Source organism: Piscinibacter gummiphilus (genome assembly GCF_032681285.1).
Classification (GTDB): Bacteria; Pseudomonadota; Gammaproteobacteria; order Burkholderiales; family Burkholderiaceae_C; genus Rhizobacter; species Rhizobacter gummiphilus_A.
In genome coordinates, this window is the sequence record NZ_CP136336.1 from 2,465,702 (window position 1) to 2,484,757 (window position 19,056).

The following is a 19,056-nucleotide window of genomic DNA, read 5'->3' on the forward strand; positions in this document are numbered from 1 at the left end:
CTGGTATTCACGAAGGAACCCACCTTCAAGCGTTAGAATCCAAAACTTTGCCAAGTGCTTGATTCAGGAGAAGAAATATGGCGATCGAACGTACCCTTTCCATCATCAAACCCGACGCGGTCGCGAAGAATGTGATCGGCCAGATCTACGCTCGCTTCGAAGGCGCCGGCCTCAAGATCATCGCGGCCCGCATGGCGCATCTCTCGCGCAATGAGGCCGAGCAGTTCTACGCGGTGCACAAGGCCCGCCCGTTCTTCAAGGACCTGGTCGACTTCATGGTCTCCGGCCCCGTGATGATCCAGGTGCTCGAAGGTGAAGGCGCCATCGCCAAGAACCGCGACCTGATGGGCGCGACCGACCCGAAGAAGGCCGAGAAGGGCACCATCCGCGCCGACTTCGCCGACAGCATCGACGCCAATGCGGTGCACGGCTCCGACGCTCCGGAAACGGCCGCCGTCGAAGTGGCGTTCTTCTTCCCTGGCATGAACGTCTACAGCCGCTGAGCGCTGGCCTTGCGCCTCGTGTAGGCGTCGCCTGCCTGAGCGCAAGGAACCACCCCATGACACCGGCCAACCTGCTCGACTTCGATCTCGACGGATTGGCCGCGTTTTGCGAAAAGCTGGGTGAAAAGCGCTTCCGCGCGACCCAGCTCTTCCGCTGGATCCATCAAAAGGGCGAAGCCGATTTCTCGGCCATGTCCGACCTGGCCAAATCGCTGCGCGACAAGCTCGCCGGCGTGGCGGCGGTGACGCCCTTGTCCGTGCTCAGCGAACAGGCTTCGAGCGACGGCACCATCAAATGGCTCTTCGACGTGGGCGGTGGCAATGCCGTCGAGAGCGTTTTCATTCCGGAAGACGATCGCGGCACGCTCTGTGTGTCGTCGCAGGCGGGATGCGCGGTCGGGTGCCGCTTCTGCTCGACCGGCCACCAGGGCTTCAGCCGCAACCTCACCACGGGTGAGATCGTGGCGCAGTTGTGGTTCGCCGAGCACCACCTGCGCAAGCGCCTGAAGCTCGCGCCCGGTGAACGGGCCATCACCAACGTGGTGATGATGGGCATGGGCGAGCCGCTGCAGAACTACGCGGCCCTGGTGCCCGCGTTGCGCGTGATGCTCGACGACCACGGATATGGCCTCTCGCGCCGGCGTGTCACGGTGTCGACCTCGGGTGTCGTGCCGATGATCGACCGTCTGCGTGAAGACTGCCCGGTGGCGCTCGCCGTGTCACTGCACGCACCCGATGACACGCTGCGCGACCACCTCGTGCCGCTCAACAAGAAGTACCCGATTGCCGAGTTGCTCGACGCCTGCAACCGCTACCTCGACCGTGCGCCGCGCGACTTCATCACCTTCGAGTACTGCATGCTCGATGGGGTGAACGACACGCCAGCCCATGCCGAAGCGCTGGTCGAGATCAGCCGTCGGATTTCGTGCAAGTTCAACCTGATCCCTTTCAATCCGTTCCCCGAGTCGGGGCTCGTGCGTTCGCCGCGCGAGCGTGTCACCGCCTTTGCGCGGGTGCTGCAGGACGCCGGCGTGGTGACCACCGTGCGCAAGACGCGTGGCGATGACATCGCGGCTGCCTGCGGGCAACTCGCGGGCGAGGTGCAGGACCGCACCAATGCGGCCGAGCGCATGACGCGCGCGCCGATCCAGATCCACCGCAAGACCAAGACCCCTTCGTCCACACCTCCGGAGAAACATGCATGAGTCTGGGCCGCAGTCGCTTGTGGGTCGCCGCCGCTTTCTGGATGTTCAGTTCATGGATGGCAGGGTGCGCCTTGCCGGCCGCCTCTCCGGCGTCCGGTGACACGCCCGACCGCATCACCGCGTCCGACGAGAGCGAGGCCAGCAAACGTGCGCGTGTGCGGCTCGAACTGGCAAGCGCGTATTTCGGTCGTGGCCAGCACACCACCGCGCTCGACGAGGTGAAGCAGGCGGTGTCGCTGAACCCGAATCTTGGCGAGGCCTACAACCTGCGTGGCCTGATCTATGCCGCGCTCGGCGATGACACGCTGGCGCAAGAGAGCTTCAAGCGTGCGTTGCAGATCAATCCCAACGACGGCGACAGCCTGCACAACTACGGCTGGTACCAATGCCAGCAAAAGCGCTACGGCGAGGCGCAGGTGATGTTTCAGCAGGCGCTGGGCATCCAGCAGTACGCGTCCGCACCGCGCACGCTGATGATCAGCGGTGTCTGCTACGCCCGTGCGGGCCAATGGCCCGAGGCAGAGCTGGCCCTGACCAAGGCCTACGAGCGCGATCCGTCGAACCCGGCCACGGCGGTCAACCTCGCCGAAGTGTTGCTGCGCCGGGGCGAGGCCGAGCGGGCGCGCTTCTACATTCGCCGCGTCAATGCGATGCCGAATCAGTCCAATGCGCAGACCTTGTGGTTGGCCGCACGGGTCGAAAACAAGCTCGGCAATCGCCAGGGCGTGAACGAACTCGGCCGTGAGCTGCGCAGCCGTTTCCCGCAGTCGCGCGAAGCCTCGGCCTTCGATCGGGGCTTGTTCAATGAGTGACGCGCCGGGCGACACCCCGATCGCCGAACCGACCCCGACCCCCGATACCGCTGGCAGCCTGCTGCGGCAGGCCCGTGTTGCCAAGGGGCTGCACATTGCGGCCCTGGCCACGTCCATCAAGGTGGCGCCGCGCAAGCTGGAGTTGCTTGAAGCCGACCGCTACGACGAACTTCCGGGCGCAACCTTCACCCGGGCGCTGGCGCAGACCGTCTGCCGCACGCTCAAGATCGATGCCGCACCCGTGCTGGCCTTGCTGCCGCAGCCGGCCGACCAGGGGCTGTCGCAACTGAGCCGGGGGCTGAACGAGCCGTTCCGCGACAAGCCGGGTCGGCGCGTCCCGAGCGACCTGAGTTTCCTCAAGAGTCCCATCGTCATCGCGGCCCTCGTGCTGGTGGTCGCCAGCGCGGTGATGTACCTGTTGCCCGCCGGCTGGGTGGCCGACCTTGCACAGCAGGCAAGCGGCACGGGAGCGCGCGAAGGCGACGCGGCGTCGGCGCCGCTGGGCACGACGTCCACCATCGTCACCTTGCCGCCACCGGCCGTTGCCACGTCGGCATCCGACCCGGTGGCCTCCGCGGCTCCGCCTGCATCGGCTCCTGCGTCGGGCGCAGAGGCAGCATCGGCGCCTGCAACTGCAGCATCCCTGCCGGTGGTGGCGATTGCCGCACCTGCGCCCGGCGGTGCGCTCCTCTTGCGCGCCAAAGAGCAGTCGTGGGTGGAGGTGATCGACGGCCGGGGCAATGCGCTGATGTCGCGCCTGCTCGAAGCCGGAGAAACCGTGGGCCTCGATGGGCCTACTCCGCTGCGGGTGAGAATCGGCAACGCATCGGCCACGCAGGTGTCGTTCCGCGGTCGCCCTGTCGACCTCGCGCCTTCGCGCGACAACGTGGCCAAGCTCGAACTCAGGTGATGTGATGACCCAGGCCCGTCCTGCCCTCGACGCTGCTCTTCTAGACGCTTTCATCGAACCGGCCGTTCCCCTCGTGCGGCGCAATCTGCAGGCGCAGGTGCGCTGGGGCTCCCGGCTGGTCACGATCGGCGGCGATGCGCCGGTGCGCGTGCAGTCGATGACCAACACCGACACGGTCGATGCGATCGAGACGGCGATCCAGGTCAAGGAGCTGGCGGTGGCCGGCTCCGAGCTCGTGCGCATCACGGTGAACACGCCGGAGGCCGCCGCCGCCGTGCCGCACATTCGCGACCAACTCGACCGCATGGGCATCGACGTGCCGCTGGTGGGCGACTTCCACTACAACGGCCATCGCCTGCTCACCGACTACCCGGCGTGCGCCGAGGCCTTGTCGAAGTACCGCATCAACCCCGGCAACGTGGGCAAGGGCGACAAGCGCGACAAGCAGTTCGCCCAGATGGTCGAAGTGGCCGCCAAGTACGACAAGGTCGTGCGCATCGGCGTCAACTGGGGCAGCCTCGACCAGGAACTGCTCGCGCAGATGATGGACGAGAACGCGAAGCTCGCCGAGCCGTTCGAGCCGCAGCAGATCATGTACCGCGCGATCATCACGTCGGCGATCGAGTCGGCGCGCCGGGCGGAAGAGGTGGGCCTCCGGGCCGAGCAGATCGTGCTGTCGTGCAAGATGTCGGGCGTGCAAGACCTCGTGAGCGTGTACCGCGCGCTCGCCAAGCGTTGCGACTACCCGCTGCACCTGGGCCTCACCGAAGCCGGCATGGGCACCAAGGGCACGGTGGCGTCGACGGCCGCGCTGTCGCTGCTGCTGCAGGAAGGCATCGGCGACACCATCCGTGTCTCGCTCACGCCGCAGCCGGGTGAGGCGCGCACCCAGGAAGTGGTGGTGGCGCTGGAGATCCTGCAGGCCCTCGGCCTGCGCTCCTTCAACCCGAGCGTGACCGCCTGCCCGGGTTGCGGCCGCACCACCAGCACGACGTTCCAGGAACTGGCCAAGCAGATCGACGACTACCTGCGCCTGCAAATGCCGGTGTGGCGTGCGCGCTACCCGGGGGTCGAGAAGATGAAGGTCGCGGTGATGGGTTGCATCGTCAACGGCCCGGGTGAAAGCAAACATGCCGACATCGGCATCAGCCTGCCCGGCACCGGCGAAGCGCCGGCTGCGCCCGTCTTCATCGACGGCGAAAAGGCGCTCACGCTGCGCGGCGAGCGCATCGCCGAAGAGTTCCAGGCGCTGGTCGAGAACTACATCGAGAAGCGCTACGGCAGCGCGACCGCACAGCATTCGACCGCGCCGGCCTGACCGGGGCCGCGCGCATCCGGCGAACGATGCCGTCGCAAGCGACGGCCCTCATTTCTTCTTCTTCCGTGAGAGATGGCTGACAAAAAGAACGCCGCCCTGCAGGCCGTGAAGGGCATGAACGACATCCTGCCGCCCTCGGTGCCACGCACCGAGAAGCTGCCGGATTCCGCCATCTGGGCCTGGTTCGAGACCACGGTGCGCCGGGTGCTGCACAACTACGGCTATCAGTACCTGCTGACGCCCATCGTCGAACCCACCGCGCTCTTCGTGCGGGGTCTGGGCGAGGTGACCGACATCGTCGAGAAGGAGATGTATTCCTTCACCGATTCGATGAATGGCGACAAGCTCACGCTTCGCCCTGAAGCCACGGCCGGCATCGTGCGGGCGATGGTCGAGCACAACGCGCTCTACAACGGGCCGCTGCGCATCTGGACCATGGGGCCGATGTTCCGCCACGAGCGGCCGCAGAAAGGCCGATACCGCCAGTTCAACCAGCTCGATGTCGAGGCCCTCGGATTCGCCGGGCCGGACGTCGATGCCGAGATGATCCTTATGGTGCGCAGCCTCTGGCGCGAGCTCGGCCTGATCGTAGGCCAGCATGTGCGGCTCGAGATCAACAGCCTCGGCCAGCCCGACGAACGCAAGGCGCACCGCGATGCGCTGATCCGCCACTTCGAGCAGCACGCCGACAAGCTCGACGAAGACGGCAAGCGCCGCCTGCACAGCAACCCGCTGCGCATCCTCGACACGAAGAACCCGGCCATGCAGGCCGTGGTTGAAGCGGCACCCAAGCTGATGGACTTCCTCGGCGAGGCCTCGCTCGCGCACTTCAATGCTGTGCGCAAGGTGCTCGACGCGGCGGGTCTCGAGTACCGCGTCAACACCCGTCTCGTGCGGGGCATGGACTACTACAACCTCACCGTCTTCGAGTGGGTCACCGACCACCTGGGCTCGCAGGGCACGGTGTGCGGCGGCGGCCGCTACGACGGCCTCATTGAGCAACTGGGCGGCAAGCCCGCACCAGCCGTGGGCTTCGGCCTCGGCATCGAGCGGCTGTTGCTGCTGCTGCAGGAACTGGCGGTGCCGGTGCCCAGCAGCGCCCCGGTCGCTTATGCCGTGATCCCGAGCGAGGCGACGGTGGCGCAAGCGATGGTGGTCATCGAGGCGCTGCGCAATACCGGCGTGTCGGTGCTCATGCACGCCGGAGGTGGCAGCATGAAGAGCCAGTTCAAGCGTGCTGATGCGAGCGGCGCCCGCTTTGCCCTCATCTTCGGTGACGATGAGGTCGCGCGCGGTGAGGTTTCGCTCAAATCCTTGCGCGACGCGGCCGTGCCGCAGCGCGGCCTGCGCCTCGATGACGCCGCCACCTGGGCTGCCGAACTGCTGGCCGCATAATCCTCGACTCTTTTGCAGAAACGCATCCCCTCATGGCCACGCATCTCGACCTCGAAGAACAAGAGCAGCTCGACCAGCTGAAAGCCTTCTGGAAGCAGTACGGCAATCTCATCACCTGGGTGCTGATCCTGGCGCTCGGCGGATACGCGGGCTGGATGGGCTGGAGCAACTGGCAGCGTGAACAGTCGGTCAAGGCCGGTGTGCTGTTCGAGGAGCTCGAGAAGGCCGCGCAGGCGGGCGATGTCGAGAAGACCGTACGCGTCTTCGGCGACATGAAGGAGCGCTTCGGCCGCACCGGCTATGCCCAGCAGAGCGCGTTGCTGACCGCGAAGCTGCAGCATGAGAAGGGGCAGGGCGAAGCGGCGCGCGCCACGCTCGGCTGGGCCGCCGAGAACGCGAGCGAAGACGAATACCGCACCGTCGCCCGCCTGCGCCTGGCCGGTCTCCTGCTCGACGAGAAGAAGTACGACGAAGCGCTGAAGCAGCTCGACGGAGCCAGCAGCAAGGAATTCGCAGGCCTCGTGGCCGACCGCCGTGGCGACGTCCTGCTCGCGCAGGGCAAGAAAGACGATGCCAAGGCGGCCTACCTGCAGGCCTGGAGGGCCATCGAGGAGACGGTGGAATACCGGCGCATCGTCGAAGCCAAGCTCGCTGCCCTGGGTGCGGCACCCGCTGAAGCGCCGAAGGCCGATGCCTTCTCCGGAGCCGGCAAATGACCTTGTGGTCGCGCCGTATCGGCGCCTGGGCGATCTGTGCAGTGCTCGTGGGATGCGCGGGTTCCGGCCGACCCGACCCAACCCCGCTGCAAGCCCTGGAGGCCAAGGTCTCCGGCAAGCGGGTGTGGAGAGAGGACATCGGCAAGGTGACGTTCCCGCTGGCCGTGTCCGTGAACGGCGGCGTCTTCACCGTGGCCGACGACAGCGGCCTGGTGCTCGCCTTGCAGGCGGACACCGGCAAGGAAGTCTGGCGGGCCGAGGTGGGAGCCAAGCTGAGCGCCGGCGTGGGCAGTGACGGCCGTTTCACGAGCGTCGTGACGCGCGACAACCAGCTCGTCACGCTGCAGGCCGGCAAGGTGTCTTGGCGCAAGCCGCTGCCGTCGCGCGTGGTCACCGCCCCGCTGGTGGCGGGTGAGCGTGTGTTCGTGGTGGCGGTCGATCGTTCGGTGCACGCATTCGATGCACTCGATGGCCGCAAGCTGTGGACCTATCAACGCCCGAGCGACGCCCTCAACCTGGCCAGTGCCAGCGTGCTGATGCCGTTCCGGGACACCCTGGTGGTCGGGCAGGGCGCCAAGCTCGTGGGGCTCGACCCCTTGGTCGGAACGCCTCGTTGGGAAGCGACCCTGGCATCGCCGCGCGGCACCAACGAAGTCGAACGCCTGGCCGACGTGGTGGGCCCTGCGGCGCGCGTGCGAGACGTGTTCTGCGCCCGCGCCTATCAAGCGGCGGTCGCCTGCGTGAATGCTGAGCGTGGCAGCACGGTCTGGACGCGCAATGCCGGCGGCATCGTCGGCGTCGGCGCCGATGACCAGATGGTGGTCGGCGTGGACGCGAGTGATCGGGTGAACGCCTGGAAGACGAGCGACGGCACACCCGCCTGGACCATCGAAGGCCTGCTCTACCGCAGCCTGAGCGCGCCCGTGGTGCTCGGCAAGGCGGTGGTCGTGGGCGACGTGAAGGGCATGGTGCACTGGTTCGCACGCGATACCGGCGAGGCGGTACTGCGCCTGCCCACCGACGGCAGTGCAATCCGAAGCACGCCGGCCGCGTCGGGCCTGACGCTGCTGGTGGTCACGACCGATGGCGGGCTGTATGCCTTCCGTCCCGAGTGAACGAACACAGAGCGCCCTGACCTCATGAAACCAGTGATTGCGGTGGTGGGCCGCCCGAACGTGGGCAAGTCCACCCTGTTCAACCGCATGACCAAAAGCCGCGACGCAATCGTGGCCGACTATTCCGGGCTGACGCGCGACCGGCACTACGGTGACGGCCGCCTGGCCGACCGCGAGTACATCGTCGTCGACACCGGCGGCTTCGAGCCCGACAGTTCCACCGGCATCGTCAAGGAAATGGCCAAGCAGACGCGCCAGGCCGTCGCCGAAGCCGATGCGGTGATCTTCGTCGTCGACCTCAGGGCGGGTTTGTCTGCGCAGGACCACGACATCGCGCGTTACCTGCGCACGGCCAACAAGAAGGTCTTTCTCGCGGCCAACAAGGCCGAAGGCATGAGCGAGTCGCCGCTGCTGGGTGAGTTGTACGAGCTCGGCATGGGCGCACCGCACCCGATCTCGTCCGCACACGGCCAGGGCATTCGCAGCCTGCTCGATGCGGTACTGGCCGATTTCCCGTTTGACGAGCCGCACGAAGAAGAGGGCGCTGGCGAGCAACCGCCGATCCGCCTGGCCGTGGCCGGCCGCCCCAACGTGGGCAAGTCGACCCTCATCAATACCTGGCTCGGCGAAGAGCGCCTTGTTGCCTTCGACATGCCGGGCACGACGCGCGATGCGATCCGCATACCGTTCGAGCGTCACGGCCAGAAGTTCGAGCTGATCGACACGGCCGGCCTGCGCCGCAAGGGCAAGGTGTTCGAGGCGATCGAGAAGTTCTCGGTGGTCAAGACCTTGCAGGCGATCGCCAGTGCCGATGTGGTGCTGTTGCTGCTCGATGCCACGCAAGGCGTCACTGAGCAGGATGCCCACATCGCCGGATACATCCTCGAAAGCGGCCGCGCGGTGGTACTGGCCGTGAACAAGTGGGACGCCATCGACGACTATCAGCGCGAGACCCTGGAGCGCTCGATTGCCCAGCGCTTGGCGTTCCTAAAGTTCGCGCCGGTGCTGCGCATCTCAGCGCTCAAGCGGCAGGGGCTCGGGCCGCTGTGGCAGTCGATCGCCGACGCCCATGCCTCGGCCACGCGCAAGATGAGCACGCCGGTGCTGACGCGCCTCTTGCACGAGGCGGTGGAATTCCAGACGCCCAAACGCTCCGGTGGCTTCCGCCCGAAGCTGCGCTATGCGCACCAGGGTGGGATGAGCCCGCCGGTGATCGTGATCCACGGCAACTCGCTCGAACACGTGACCGACGTCTACAAGCGCTTCCTGGAGCAGCGCTTTCGTGATCATTTCAAGCTGGTGGGCACACCGCTGCGCATCGAGATGCGCTCCAGCAAGAACCCCTACGCCGACAAAGACTAGGCTCATTGTCGTTAAAGCGGCGCTGCGGTGCAGGGCTGTGTTAACGTGAATGCCTCATCCACTCTACATATCACGGAGCATATCGTGAGCAACAAAGGGCAGCTTCTACAAGACCCGTTTTTGAACCTGCTTCGCAAGGAGCACGTTCCGGTGTCGATCTACCTTGTGAACGGCATCAAACTCCAGGGCCACATCGAGTCCTTCGACCAATATGTGGTGCTGTTGCGCAATACCGTGACGCAGATGGTCTACAAGCACGCGATCTCTACCGTCGTGCCAGGCCGTGCGGTGAACTTCCACGCCGCAGAGGCTCCGGAGCAGACCTGAGTTCCGGGCTGCGCCCGCCCAGGCGGACCTCACCTTGACAGCAGCGGCACCAACCGCCGCCCCGGCGGCGGGCGATTCCCCTCGCGCCATCCTGGTGGGTGTCGACCTTGGCGGTCGTTCCCATTTCGACGAGACCCTCGACGAACTCGCCTTGCTTGCCGAATCGGCGGGCGATGTGCCGGTCGCGCGTGTCATCGCCAAGCGGAAGGCGCCCGATCCGGCGCTCTTCGTGGGCTCCGGCAAGGCCGATGAGATCAAGGCGCTCGTCGAAGGCCACAAGGCCGAAGCGGTGCTGTTCGACCAGGCCTTGTCGCCCGCACAGCAGCGCAACCTCGAGCGCCACTTGGGCGTGGCCGTGGCCGATCGCACGATGCTCATCCTCGAGATCTTCGGCGCGCGGGCGCAGAGCCACGAAGGCAAGCTGCAAGTCGAGTTGGCCCGGCTGCAGTACCTGTCCACGCGCCTTGTGCGCCGCTGGAGCCACCTGGAGCGGCAGCGGGGCGGCATCGGCACCCGCGGTGGCCCCGGTGAAGCCCAGATCGAACTTGACCGGCGCATGATCGGCGAGCGCATCAAGTCGGTGAAAGAGCGACTGGTGAAGGTCAAGCGGCAGCGCGGCACACAGCGGCGCTCGCGTGAGCGCAGCGGCACCTTCCGCGTTTCGCTCGTCGGCTACACCAATGCGGGCAAGTCGACCTTGTTCAATGCGCTGGTCAAGGCGCGAGCCTATGCGGCCGACCAGCTGTTTGCCACGCTCGACACCACGACCCGCCAGTTCTACCTGGAAGACATCGACACCACCGCATCGCTGTCGGACACGGTCGGCTTCATCCGCGACCTGCCTCACAAGCTCGTCGAAGCCTTCGAGGCCACGCTGCAGGAGGCGGCCGATGCCGATCTCTTGCTGCACGTGGTCGATGCCGCGAGCCCGGTGCTCGACGAACAGATGGCCGAGGTTCAGCGTGTGCTGCAGGAAATCGGTGCAGACGGCATTCCGCAGATCCTCGTCTACAACAAACTCGATAATCTCGCCGAATCGCAGCGGCCCCATGTCTTGAGCGATGTGCTCGAGCGTGACGGCGGTGTGCGCGTTCCCCGTGTTTTTGTGAGCGCGCTGAATGGCACAGGGCTGCCCGAACTGCGGCGCCTGATCTCCGCCGCGGTGACGGAAGGCCGGCGCCCCGGCTTGAACTTCGGCGAGGCGGCGTCAGATTCCACCGAACCCGAGCCCCGGCATGAGACCGAGGCCGAAGACGACCCCAGAGCGACCAGACGACAACTCTGAACCTGTCATGACCATGAGCGCTACTTCTTCTTCCTCCAGCGGCCAGCCCGTGCATCTGCGCGAGGTGGCCGCTGCGGCCCGCGCCCTCCTGACGGGGGCGTGGCTCACCATGCGCGGGCGATTCGGCCACCGGCCCGAGCTGGTGCTCAACAACGGTGGGCGCGGCGAGGGGCCGCCCGACCTCGATGAGCTGTGGCGCGACTTCAACCGCAAGCTGAGCAATCTTTTCGGCGGCAAGCAGCGCGCCAATAGCCCCGGCAACGGCGGCCCGAACTTTCAACCCGACATGCGTGGCACGGGCATCGGTATCAGCCTCGTGGCAGGTCTGGTGGTGCTGGTGTGGGCGGCGAGTGGCTTCTTCATCGTGCAAGAAGGCCAGCAAGCGGTGGTGACCTCGTTTGGCAAGTACAGCCACACGGTCGATGCTGGCTTCAACTGGCGCTTCCCGTACCCGTTCCAGGCGAACGAGGTCGTGGCCGTGACCCAGCTTCGCTCAGTCGAGGTGGGGCGCAGCGCCGTGGTGCAGGCCACGGGTCTGCGCGAATCGTCGATGCTCACGAAGGACGAGAACATCGTCGACATCCGCTTCACCGTGCAATACCGCCTGAAGGATGCGCGTGCCTATTTGTTCGAGAACGCCAAGCCCGATGAAGCGGTGATCCAGGCTGCCGAGTCGGCCGTGCGCGAGATCGTGGGCAAGAGCAACATGGACCAGGTGCTCTACGAGCAACGCGACGAGATTTCGTCGCAGCTGATGGCCTTGCTGCAGGCTCAGCTCGACCGACTCAACACCGGCATCCTCGTGGTCAACGTCAACGTCGGCAGCGTGCAGGCGCCCGAGCAGGTGCAGGCCGCGTTCGACGATGCCTTCCGTGCCGGTGCCGACCGTGAGAAGGCCAAGAACGAAGGCCAGGCGTATGCGAACGACGTGATTCCGAAGGCTCGCGGCAGCGCGGCGCGCCTCCACGAAGAGGCCGAGGCCTACAAGGCTCGCGTGGTTGCGCGTGCCGAGGGTGACGCACAGCGTTTCAGCCGCGTCTTGGCCGAGTACCAGAAGGCTCCCTCCGTCACGCGAGACCGCATCTACATCGACACCATGCGCGACATCTATGCCGGTGTGAGTAAGGTGATGGCCGATGGCCGCAACAACTCCAACCTGCTGTACCTGCCGCTGGACAAGCTGATCCAGCAATCCGCAGCACCATCGCCGACACAACCGGCAACCCCCTCGCCGGTGGACACCGGAACCTCCACGTCGGCACCCGGCAGTGCGGCAGATGTCCGCCTGCGTGACGGGCAGCGCAGCCGCGACCGCGACGCACGTTGATCAGGGCAGGAAGCACAAGACCATGAATCGAATCGGAACCTTTGCCATCGGCCTCATCGTGCTGCTGATGCTGGTCTATTCCACGCTCTTCATCGTGGACCAGAAGCAGTTTGCAGTCGTCTATGCCCTGGGTGAGATCAAGGAAGTCATCACCGAGCCAGGGCTCAAGTTCAAGCAGCCGCCGCCGCTGCAGAACGTTGTCTTCCTCGACCGCCGAGTGCAGACACTCGACAGCCCCGAGACGCGCCCCATCTTCACCGCCGAGAAGAAGAGCCTCGTGATCGACTGGCTCATCAAATGGCGCGTGACCGAGCCTCGCCAGTTCATCCGCAACAGCGGCACCGACATGCGCAACGTCGAGGCGCGCCTGAGCCCGATCGTGCAGGGCGCCTTCAACGAAGAAGTCACCAAGCGCACGGTGCAGGCCATGCTCTCGACCGACCGCGACAACGTGATGCAGGGCGTGCGGACCCGCCTCGCCGATGAGGCGAAAAGCTTCGGCATCGAGATCATCGACGTGCGAATCAAGCGCGTGGACTTTTCCGCCAACATCACCGGCTCGGTTTACGGCCGCATGGAGTCAGAACGCAAGCGCGTGGCCAACCAGTTGCGCTCGACCGGCTTCGCCGAAGCCGAGAAGATCCGCGCCGACGCCGAGCGCCAGCGCGAAGTGATCCTCGCCGAGGCATATCGCGACGCCCAGTCGATCAAGGGTGATGGCGATGCGAAGGCTTCGGCGATCTACGCTGAGGCCTTCGGCCGCGACCCGCAATTCGCCAAGTTCTATCGCAGCCTCGAGGCCTACCGAGCCAGCTTCCAGAACCGTTCAGACGTGATGGTGGTCGATCCATCGAGCGAATTCTTCCGTGCGATGCGCGGTGAGATGGGCGGGTCGTCGGCCTCCGGCAAGAAGAAGAGTGAGTAGGGCAGGGCCCGCAGTGTCGGATCTGCTGCTCAGCGCTCTGGCCTTGATGCTGGTGGTCGAAGGGCTGCTGCCCTTCCTGAGCCCCGGCGCATGGCGGCAGGTCTTTCAGCGGGCCTTGCAGTTGTCGGACGGGCAACTGCGATTTCTCGGCCTCACCAGCATGATCCTGGGGCTGATCGCCTTGCTGCTGCTCTGGCCCTGACCCGGGCAGTAACAGCAGTCGGCGGGGGACCGGCCGGCCGGTACAATCTTGTTTTTAATCCCCCGGTCATTTCACATGTCGTCTGCTTGGCTGCTGCCCGAGCACATTGCTGACGTCCTGCCTGCGCAGGCCAGACGCATCGAGGAACTCCGTCGCGACCTGCTCGACGGCGCTCGCGGCTACGGGTTCGAACTCGTCATGCCGCCGTTGCTGGAGCACCTGGATTCGCTGCTGTCCGGTGCTGGCCGCGAACTGGACCTCAAGACCTTCAAGCTCGTCGACCAGTTGAGTGGCCGCACCTTGGGTGTGCGTGCCGACACGACTTCGCAGGTTGCTCGCATCGACGCGCATCTGCTCAACCGCCGGGGTGTGACGCGCCTTTGCTACTGCGGGCCCGTGCTCCACACCCGGCCTGACGGTCTCCACGGCACGCGCGAACCCCTGCAGTTTGGCGCCGAGATCTATGGCCATGCCGGCTTGGAAGCCGATCTGGAAGTGCAGGAACTGGCTCTCGATGCCTTGCGCCGTGCTGGCATCACCCAGCTGACGCTCGACATGGGCGATGCACGCATCGTGCGGGGTTTGCTGGCCGGGCTGTCGCTCGATGCATCGATGCTGGCGCAAATCTACGCCGCGCTGGCCGCGAAGGACCAGGCCGCCATGGATGCCGCGTCAGCGCCGTTGCCGGACGCGGCGCGCCAGGGGCTGCGAGCGTTGCTCAGGCTCTACGGCGGCCAAGACGTGCTGCAGGCCGCCCGCCAGGAACTGCCAGCCCATCCGCTGATCCACGCTGCGCTGGACGACCTGGGTTGGCTCGCTCAGCACCTGCGGCAGGCGTATCCCGATGTGCGCATCGGTTTCGACCTGGCCGACCACAGCGGCTACGCGTACTACAGCGGGGCCCGATTCGCGATCTTCTCCGCCGGCACCAGCGACGCGCTGGTGCGCGGTGGGCGCTACGACGAGGTGGGCGCCGTTTTCGGCCGCAATCGCCCGGCGGCCGGCTTCAGCACCGACCTGAAGCAACTGGTGGCCGTGGCGCCCGTGCGCGCCATGCGGCCCGCCATTCGGGCACCCTGGGGCGAGCAGCCGGAGTTGCGCGCGGCCGTGCGTGCTTTGCGTGAGCAGGGCGAGTCGGTCGTGTGCATCCTGCCGGGGCACGAGCATGAAGGCGAAGAATTCGCCTGCGACCGTGAACTCGCCCTCGTCGAGGGCCAATGGCTCGTGCGCGCGCTCTGACGCTGGCGCACTTTCATTCTTCAAGCAAACCGGATTCGAGCAATGCAACAGAAGCGCAGCGGCCACAACGTGGTCGTCGTGGGCACCCAGTGGGGTGACGAAGGCAAGGGCAAGGTCGTCGACTGGCTGACCGACCACGCGCAGGCGGTGGTGCGTTTCCAGGGTGGCCACAACGCCGGCCACACACTCGTCATCAAAGGCGTGAAGACAGCGTTGCAGCTGATCCCGTCGGGCATCATGCGCGATGGCGTGAAGTGCTTCATCGGCAACGGCGTGGTGGTCGATCCGAGCCACCTGCTGAGCGAGATCGAGCGCCTGGAAGCCATCGGCCTCGATGTCCGCTCGCGCTTGTACATCAGCGAATCCTGCCCGCTGATCCTGCCGTTCCACGTGGAAGTGGACCGTGCGCGCGAGGCGCTGCGTGAAACCAGTGGCGCCGGCAAGATCGGCACCACCGGCAAGGGCATCGGCCCGGCCTACGAAGACAAGGTGGCGCGTCGCGCGATGCGCGTTCAGGATCTGAAGCACCCCGAGCGCTTCGCGAAAAAGCTGCGCGAGCTGCTGGAGCTGCACAACTTCGCGCTCGGCGGTTACCTCAAGTCGAAGCCGCTCGAGTTCCAGCCGATCTTCGACCATGCGATGAAGGTCGCGGAAGCGTTGAAGCCGATGTTGGCCGATGTGGGCTACCAGCTCTACACCGCCAGCCAGAAGGGCGACAACATCCTCTTCGAAGGTGCACAAGGCACTCTGCTCGACATCGACCACGGCACTTATCCGTATGTGACCTCGAGCAACTGCGTGGCCGGCAACGCGGCCGCAGGTTCTGGCCTGGGCCCGGACATGCTGCACTACGTGCTCGGCATCACCAAGGCCTACACCACGCGCGTGGGCAGCGGCCCGTTCCCCACCGAGCTGGAATGGGACACGCCGGGCACGGTCGGCAACCACCTTTCCGTCGTGGGCCAGGAGCGCGGCACCGTCACCGGCCGCCCGCGCCGTTGCGGTTGGCTCGACGCTGCGCTGCTCAAGCGTTCGATCATCATCAACGGAATCTCGGGCCTGTGCATCACCAAGCTCGACGTGCTCGACGGCCTGCCGGAGATCAAGGTGTGCGTGGGCTACGACCTCAACGGCAAGCGCCTCGACATCCTGCCGCTCGATGCCGACGAGATCGACGCCTGCGTGCCGATCTACGACGCCTTCCCGGGCTGGACCGAGAAGACCGCCGGCATCACGCAATGGGACCAGCTGCCGCTGAATGCGCGCCGCTACCTCGAGCGCGTGCAGGAGTTCATTGGTGCGCCGATCGACATGGTCTCCACCGGGCCCGATCGCGACCACACCATCCTGCTGCGCCACCCCTACCAAGCTTGATGTCCAAGGAGCTTTCTGCATGTTGACCGAAGACGGCAAACACCTCTACGTTTCCTGGGACGAATACCACCTGCTGATCGAGCGTCTTGCGCTCAAAGTGCATGCATCGGGCTGGCAGTTCGACCAGATCCTGTGCCTTGCCCGGGGCGGCATGCGCCCCGGCGACGTGCTTTCGCGGGTGTTCGACAAGCCGCTCGGCATCATGTCGACGAGTTCGTACCGCGCGGAGGCCGGCACCATCCAGGGCCGGCTCGACATGGCGAAGTACATCACGCTGCCGAAGGGCGAACTCGCAGGCCGCATCCTGCTGGTCGACGATCTCGCCGACTCCGGTGTGACGCTCAGGGCGGTGGTGGAGCGCCTGCGCAGCATGCCCGCCATCACCGAGCTGCGCTCGGCGGTGATCTGGACCAAGGGAGTTTCGAGCTACACGCCCGACTACTACGTCGAACTGTTGCCCACGAGCCCGTGGATCCATCAGCCGTTCGAAGAGTACGACGAGCTGCGCCCGGACGGCCTGGCTCGGAAGTTCGCGATCTGATCGCGACGGCGTTCACCCGATGCAGCACGGCCGCAACGATGGCCCCAATGACTGCATCAACAAACGAGCGCGCAAACAAAAAGGCCTGCATCATGCAGGCCTCTTCGTTTCACGCTTTATTTTTCTAACCACTTGGTGCCCAGGAGAGGACTCGAACCTCCACGGAGTTACCCGCTAGTACCTGAAACTAGTGCGTCTACCAATTCCGCCACCTGGGCATTTCAGGAAGTCTTGGACTATATCATCAAACAATCGAAATTTTCAAACACGACTGCCATCGGCGCTGAGCTGATGAGCGAAGTCGAAGGCACAGTGCAAGGCCATCGCGATGGACACGGCTTCGTCGTGCGCGATGACAACCAGCCCGATCTCTATCTTTCGCCGCAGGAGATGCGGGCGGTTCTGCATCGTGACCGTGTGAAGGCACGCGTGGTGCGCTACGACCGCAAGGGCCGCCCTGAAGGCCGCGTGCTCGAGATCCTCGAGCGCCGCAAGACACCGATCATCGGGCGCCTGCTGCACGAGAGCGGCATCTGGCTCGTGGCACCTGAAGACAAGCGCTATGGCCAGGACATCATGGTCCCGAAGAACGCGATCGCGAATGCGACCGCCGGACAGGTCGTGGCCATCGAGCTGACCGAGCCGCCGTCGCTGTACTCGCAGCCGATGGGCCGCGTGACCGAAGTGCTCGGCGAGATCGACGACCCCGGCATGGAGATCGAGATCGCGGTGCGCAAGTACGAAGTGCCGCATCGTTTCTCGCCGGAGACCTTGGCACAGACGGCCAGCCTGCCGGAGAAGGTCCGCCCCGCCGACAAGCGCGATCGCATCGACCTCACCGATGTGCCGCTCGTGACCATCGACGGTGAAGACGCCCGCGATTTCGACGATGCCGTCTACTGCGAGCCCGCCAAGCACGGCCGTGGCAAGAGCGCCTTCGACGGCTGGCGCCTCGTGGTCGCCATTGCCGACGTGAGCCACTACGTGAAGCCCGGCGAGCCGCTGGACGACGACGCCTACGAGCGCGCCACGTCGGTGTACTTCCCGCGCCGTGTGATCCCGATGCTGCCGGAGAAACTCTCCAACGGCCTGTGTTCGCTCAATCCGAATGAAGACAGGCTGTCGATGGTCTGCGACATGCTCATCACGAAGGAAGGCGAGATCCACGCCTACCAGTTCTTCCCGGCCGTGATCTGCTCGCATGCGCGCTTCACCTACAACGAGGTGGCGGCCATCCTGTCGAACACCCGCGGGCCGGAAGCCGCGCGCCGCAAGGACCTGGTGTCGCATCTGCTGCACCTGCACGAGGTCTACCGCGCGCTGCTGAAGGCGCGTGCCAAACGCGGTGCGGTCGACTTCGAGACCACCGAGACGCAGATCATCTGCGACGACAACGGCCGCATCGAAAAGATCGTGCCGCGCACGCGCACGGAGGCGCACAAGCTGATCGAAGAGGCGATGCTGGCCGCCAACGTGTGCTCGGCCGACTTCATCGCATCGGCAAAGCATTCGTCGCTGTACCGCGTGCACGAAGGGCCGACGCCGGAGAAGAAGACGCTGCTGCAGAACTACCTCAAGCAGCTCGGCCTCGGCATGAACGTCGGCGACGACCCGAAGCCCGGAGAATTCCAGGCCATCGCCGCCGCGACGAAAGACCGGCCCGACGCGCAGCAGATCCACACCATGCTGCTGCGGTCCATGCAGCAGGCGATCTACACCGGCATCAACAGCGGCCACTTCGGACTGGCCTACGAGGCCTACACGCACTTCACGAGCCCGATCCGCCGTTACCCCGACCTGCTGGTGCACCGCGTGATCAAGGCGCTGCTGCAGGGCAAGCGCTACAGCTTGTTGAGCGGCCACATCGAGGCTGCGGGCAAGTCGCGCAAGAACTCGCACGCGGAAGAGGAGCGGTGGGAAGGCGTGGGTGCCCATTGCAGCGCCAACGAACGCCGTGCCGACGAAGCGTCGCGGGACGTCGAAGCCTGGCTCAAGTGCCGCTTCATGCGCGAGCACCTGGGCGAGGAGTACAGCGGCACGGTGAGCGCCGTGACGAGCTTCGGCCTCTTCGTCACGCTCGACAGCTTGTACGTTGAGGGCCTGATCCACATCACCGAACTCGGAGGCGAATATTTCCGCTTCGACGAAGCGCGCCAGGAACTGCGCGGCGAACGCTCCGGCGTGCGCTATGCCATCGGCTCGCGCGTGCGCGTGCAGGTGAGCCGCGTGGACCTCGATGGCCGGAAGATCGACTTCCGCATGGTCCACGAAAACGAAGACAGCGCCCTGCTGGCCCGCGCCAAGCGCGACAAGGCAGGGGCGGGCAAAGGTGCCGTGGCCGAACTCGCCGCGGTGAAGGAGGCGGACCGTGCCGTGAAGGCCGCCACACGTGCCCGCAAGGAAGGCTCGGGCAGCAAGAAGAGCGGTGCGCACCCGGTGCGCGCGGCCAAGTCGGCGGCACGCAAGCCCAGCGGCAAGACGGCGCGCCGACGCTGAGCCC

At 65.7% G+C, this 19,056-nt stretch carries 18 protein-coding genes and 1 tRNA gene; 18 read left to right on the forward strand and 1 reads right to left on the reverse strand.

Annotation, left to right across the window (positions count from 1 at the left end):
• Positions 1–77 precede the first annotated feature (77 nt).
• From ndk to RXV79_RS11640, 17 genes are all read left to right on the forward strand, one after another.
• A complete protein-coding gene (gene ndk, locus RXV79_RS11560) occupies positions 78–503 on the forward strand; it encodes a nucleoside-diphosphate kinase (protein WP_201803836.1) in 426 nt (141 codons plus the stop codon).
• 56 nt (positions 504–559) lie between these two features.
• The gene (gene rlmN, locus RXV79_RS11565) at positions 560–1,708 is read left to right on the forward strand and encodes a dual-specificity RNA methyltransferase RlmN (RefSeq protein ID WP_316703566.1); all 1,149 of its coding nucleotides are present in this window, start codon (positions 560–562) and stop codon (positions 1,706–1,708) included.
• The gene (pilW, locus tag RXV79_RS11570) at positions 1,705–2,520 is read left to right on the forward strand and encodes a type IV pilus biogenesis/stability protein PilW (RefSeq protein WP_316703567.1); all 816 of its coding nucleotides are present in this window, start codon (positions 1,705–1,707) and stop codon (positions 2,518–2,520) included. The genes rlmN and pilW overlap by 4 nt, the downstream gene beginning before the upstream one ends.
• Positions 2,513–3,430 carry a helix-turn-helix domain-containing protein gene (locus RXV79_RS11575; RefSeq protein WP_316703568.1) on the forward strand — a complete coding sequence of 306 codons (918 nt, stop codon included), beginning with the start codon at positions 2,513–2,515 and terminating at the stop codon, positions 3,428–3,430. The genes pilW and RXV79_RS11575 overlap by 8 nt, the downstream gene beginning before the upstream one ends.
• A gap of 4 nt (positions 3,431–3,434) precedes the next feature.
• Positions 3,435–4,748 (forward strand): flavodoxin-dependent (E)-4-hydroxy-3-methylbut-2-enyl-diphosphate synthase, encoded by a 1,314-nt coding sequence (gene ispG, locus RXV79_RS11580; protein ID WP_316703569.1) that lies wholly within the window; start codon positions 3,435–3,437, stop codon positions 4,746–4,748.
• Between the two features lie 72 nt (positions 4,749–4,820).
• On the forward strand, positions 4,821–6,143 hold the full coding sequence (hisS, locus tag RXV79_RS11585; protein ID WP_316703570.1) for a histidine--tRNA ligase: 1,323 nt from the start codon (positions 4,821–4,823) through the stop codon (positions 6,141–6,143).
• Between the two features lie 32 nt (positions 6,144–6,175).
• Entirely contained in the window at positions 6,176–6,859 is a 684-nt protein-coding gene (locus RXV79_RS11590) for a YfgM family protein (protein WP_316703571.1), read from the forward strand.
• The gene (bamB, locus tag RXV79_RS11595; protein WP_316703572.1) at positions 6,856–7,974 is read left to right on the forward strand and encodes an outer membrane protein assembly factor BamB; all 1,119 of its coding nucleotides are present in this window, start codon (positions 6,856–6,858) and stop codon (positions 7,972–7,974) included. The genes RXV79_RS11590 and bamB overlap by 4 nt, the downstream gene beginning before the upstream one ends.
• Positions 7,975–7,998: 24 nt before the next feature.
• Positions 7,999–9,336 (forward strand): ribosome biogenesis GTPase Der, encoded by a 1,338-nt coding sequence (gene der, locus RXV79_RS11600; RefSeq protein ID WP_316703573.1) that lies wholly within the window; start codon positions 7,999–8,001, stop codon positions 9,334–9,336.
• Positions 9,337–9,420: 84 nt separating this feature from the next.
• Positions 9,421–9,663 carry an RNA chaperone Hfq gene (gene hfq, locus RXV79_RS11605; RefSeq protein ID WP_047502530.1) on the forward strand — a complete coding sequence of 81 codons (243 nt, stop codon included), beginning with the start codon at positions 9,421–9,423 and terminating at the stop codon, positions 9,661–9,663.
• Positions 9,664–9,697: 34 nt separating this feature from the next.
• Positions 9,698–10,948, forward strand: coding sequence for a GTPase HflX (gene hflX / locus RXV79_RS11610; RefSeq protein ID WP_316703574.1), 1,251 nt, complete (start codon positions 9,698–9,700; stop codon positions 10,946–10,948).
• A 109-nt stretch (positions 10,949–11,057) separates the two neighbouring features.
• Positions 11,058–12,275, forward strand: a complete 1,218-nt coding sequence (gene hflK / locus RXV79_RS11615) for an FtsH protease activity modulator HflK (protein WP_316704091.1) — start codon at positions 11,058–11,060, stop codon at positions 12,273–12,275.
• A 22-nt stretch (positions 12,276–12,297) separates the two neighbouring features.
• Positions 12,298–13,200, forward strand: coding sequence for a protease modulator HflC (gene hflC / locus RXV79_RS11620; RefSeq protein WP_316703575.1), 903 nt, complete (start codon positions 12,298–12,300; stop codon positions 13,198–13,200).
• 13 nt (positions 13,201–13,213) lie between these two features.
• A complete protein-coding gene (locus RXV79_RS11625) occupies positions 13,214–13,402 on the forward strand; it encodes a DUF2065 domain-containing protein (protein ID WP_316703576.1) in 189 nt (62 codons plus the stop codon).
• 75 nt (positions 13,403–13,477) lie between these two features.
• Entirely contained in the window at positions 13,478–14,641 is a 1,164-nt protein-coding gene (locus RXV79_RS11630) for an ATP phosphoribosyltransferase regulatory subunit (protein WP_316703577.1), read from the forward strand.
• A gap of 42 nt (positions 14,642–14,683) precedes the next feature.
• Entirely contained in the window at positions 14,684–16,015 is a 1,332-nt protein-coding gene (locus tag RXV79_RS11635; protein ID WP_316703578.1) for an adenylosuccinate synthase, read from the forward strand.
• Between the two features lie 19 nt (positions 16,016–16,034).
• Entirely contained in the window at positions 16,035–16,556 is a 522-nt protein-coding gene (locus RXV79_RS11640) for a phosphoribosyltransferase (RefSeq protein ID WP_296719471.1), read from the forward strand.
• A 133-nt stretch (positions 16,557–16,689) separates the two neighbouring features.
• On the opposite strand, the gene RXV79_RS11645 is transcribed toward RXV79_RS11640, so the two are convergent.
• A tRNA-Leu gene (locus RXV79_RS11645) sits at positions 16,690–16,774 on the reverse strand.
• A 25-nt stretch (positions 16,775–16,799) separates the two neighbouring features.
• Here RXV79_RS11645 and rnr point away from each other — a divergent pair.
• Positions 16,800–19,052, forward strand: a complete 2,253-nt coding sequence (gene rnr, locus RXV79_RS11650) for a ribonuclease R (protein WP_413816696.1) — start codon at positions 16,800–16,802, stop codon at positions 19,050–19,052.
• Positions 19,053–19,056 lie beyond the last annotated feature (4 nt).

Bases quoted from the DNA above. Each gene is read 5' to 3' on its own strand.
- RXV79_RS11590 (WP_316703571.1), top strand. From the start codon at position 6,176: ATGGCCACGCATCTCGACCTCGAAGAACAAGAGCAGCTCGACCAGCTG.
- rlmN (WP_316703566.1), top strand. From the start codon at position 560: ATGACACCGGCCAACCTGCTCGACTTCGATCTCGACGGATTGGCCGCG.
- ndk (WP_201803836.1), top strand. From the start codon at position 78: ATGGCGATCGAACGTACCCTTTCCATCATCAAACCCGACGCGGTCGCG.
- hflC (WP_316703575.1), top strand. From the start codon at position 12,298: ATGAATCGAATCGGAACCTTTGCCATCGGCCTCATCGTGCTGCTGATG.
- RXV79_RS11630 (WP_316703577.1), top strand. From the start codon at position 13,478: ATGTCGTCTGCTTGGCTGCTGCCCGAGCACATTGCTGACGTCCTGCCT.
- hisS (WP_316703570.1), top strand. From the start codon at position 4,821: ATGGCTGACAAAAAGAACGCCGCCCTGCAGGCCGTGAAGGGCATGAAC.
- der (WP_316703573.1), top strand. From the start codon at position 7,999: ATGAAACCAGTGATTGCGGTGGTGGGCCGCCCGAACGTGGGCAAGTCC.
- RXV79_RS11575 (WP_316703568.1), top strand. From the start codon at position 2,513: ATGAGTGACGCGCCGGGCGACACCCCGATCGCCGAACCGACCCCGACC.
- hflK (WP_316704091.1), top strand. From the start codon at position 11,058: ATGCGCGGGCGATTCGGCCACCGGCCCGAGCTGGTGCTCAACAACGGT.
- ispG (WP_316703569.1), top strand. From the start codon at position 3,435: ATGACCCAGGCCCGTCCTGCCCTCGACGCTGCTCTTCTAGACGCTTTC.
- RXV79_RS11640 (WP_296719471.1), top strand. From the start codon at position 16,035: ATGTTGACCGAAGACGGCAAACACCTCTACGTTTCCTGGGACGAATAC.
- RXV79_RS11635 (WP_316703578.1), top strand. From the start codon at position 14,684: ATGCAACAGAAGCGCAGCGGCCACAACGTGGTCGTCGTGGGCACCCAG.
- pilW (WP_316703567.1), top strand. From the start codon at position 1,705: ATGAGTCTGGGCCGCAGTCGCTTGTGGGTCGCCGCCGCTTTCTGGATG.
- bamB (WP_316703572.1), top strand. From the start codon at position 6,856: ATGACCTTGTGGTCGCGCCGTATCGGCGCCTGGGCGATCTGTGCAGTG.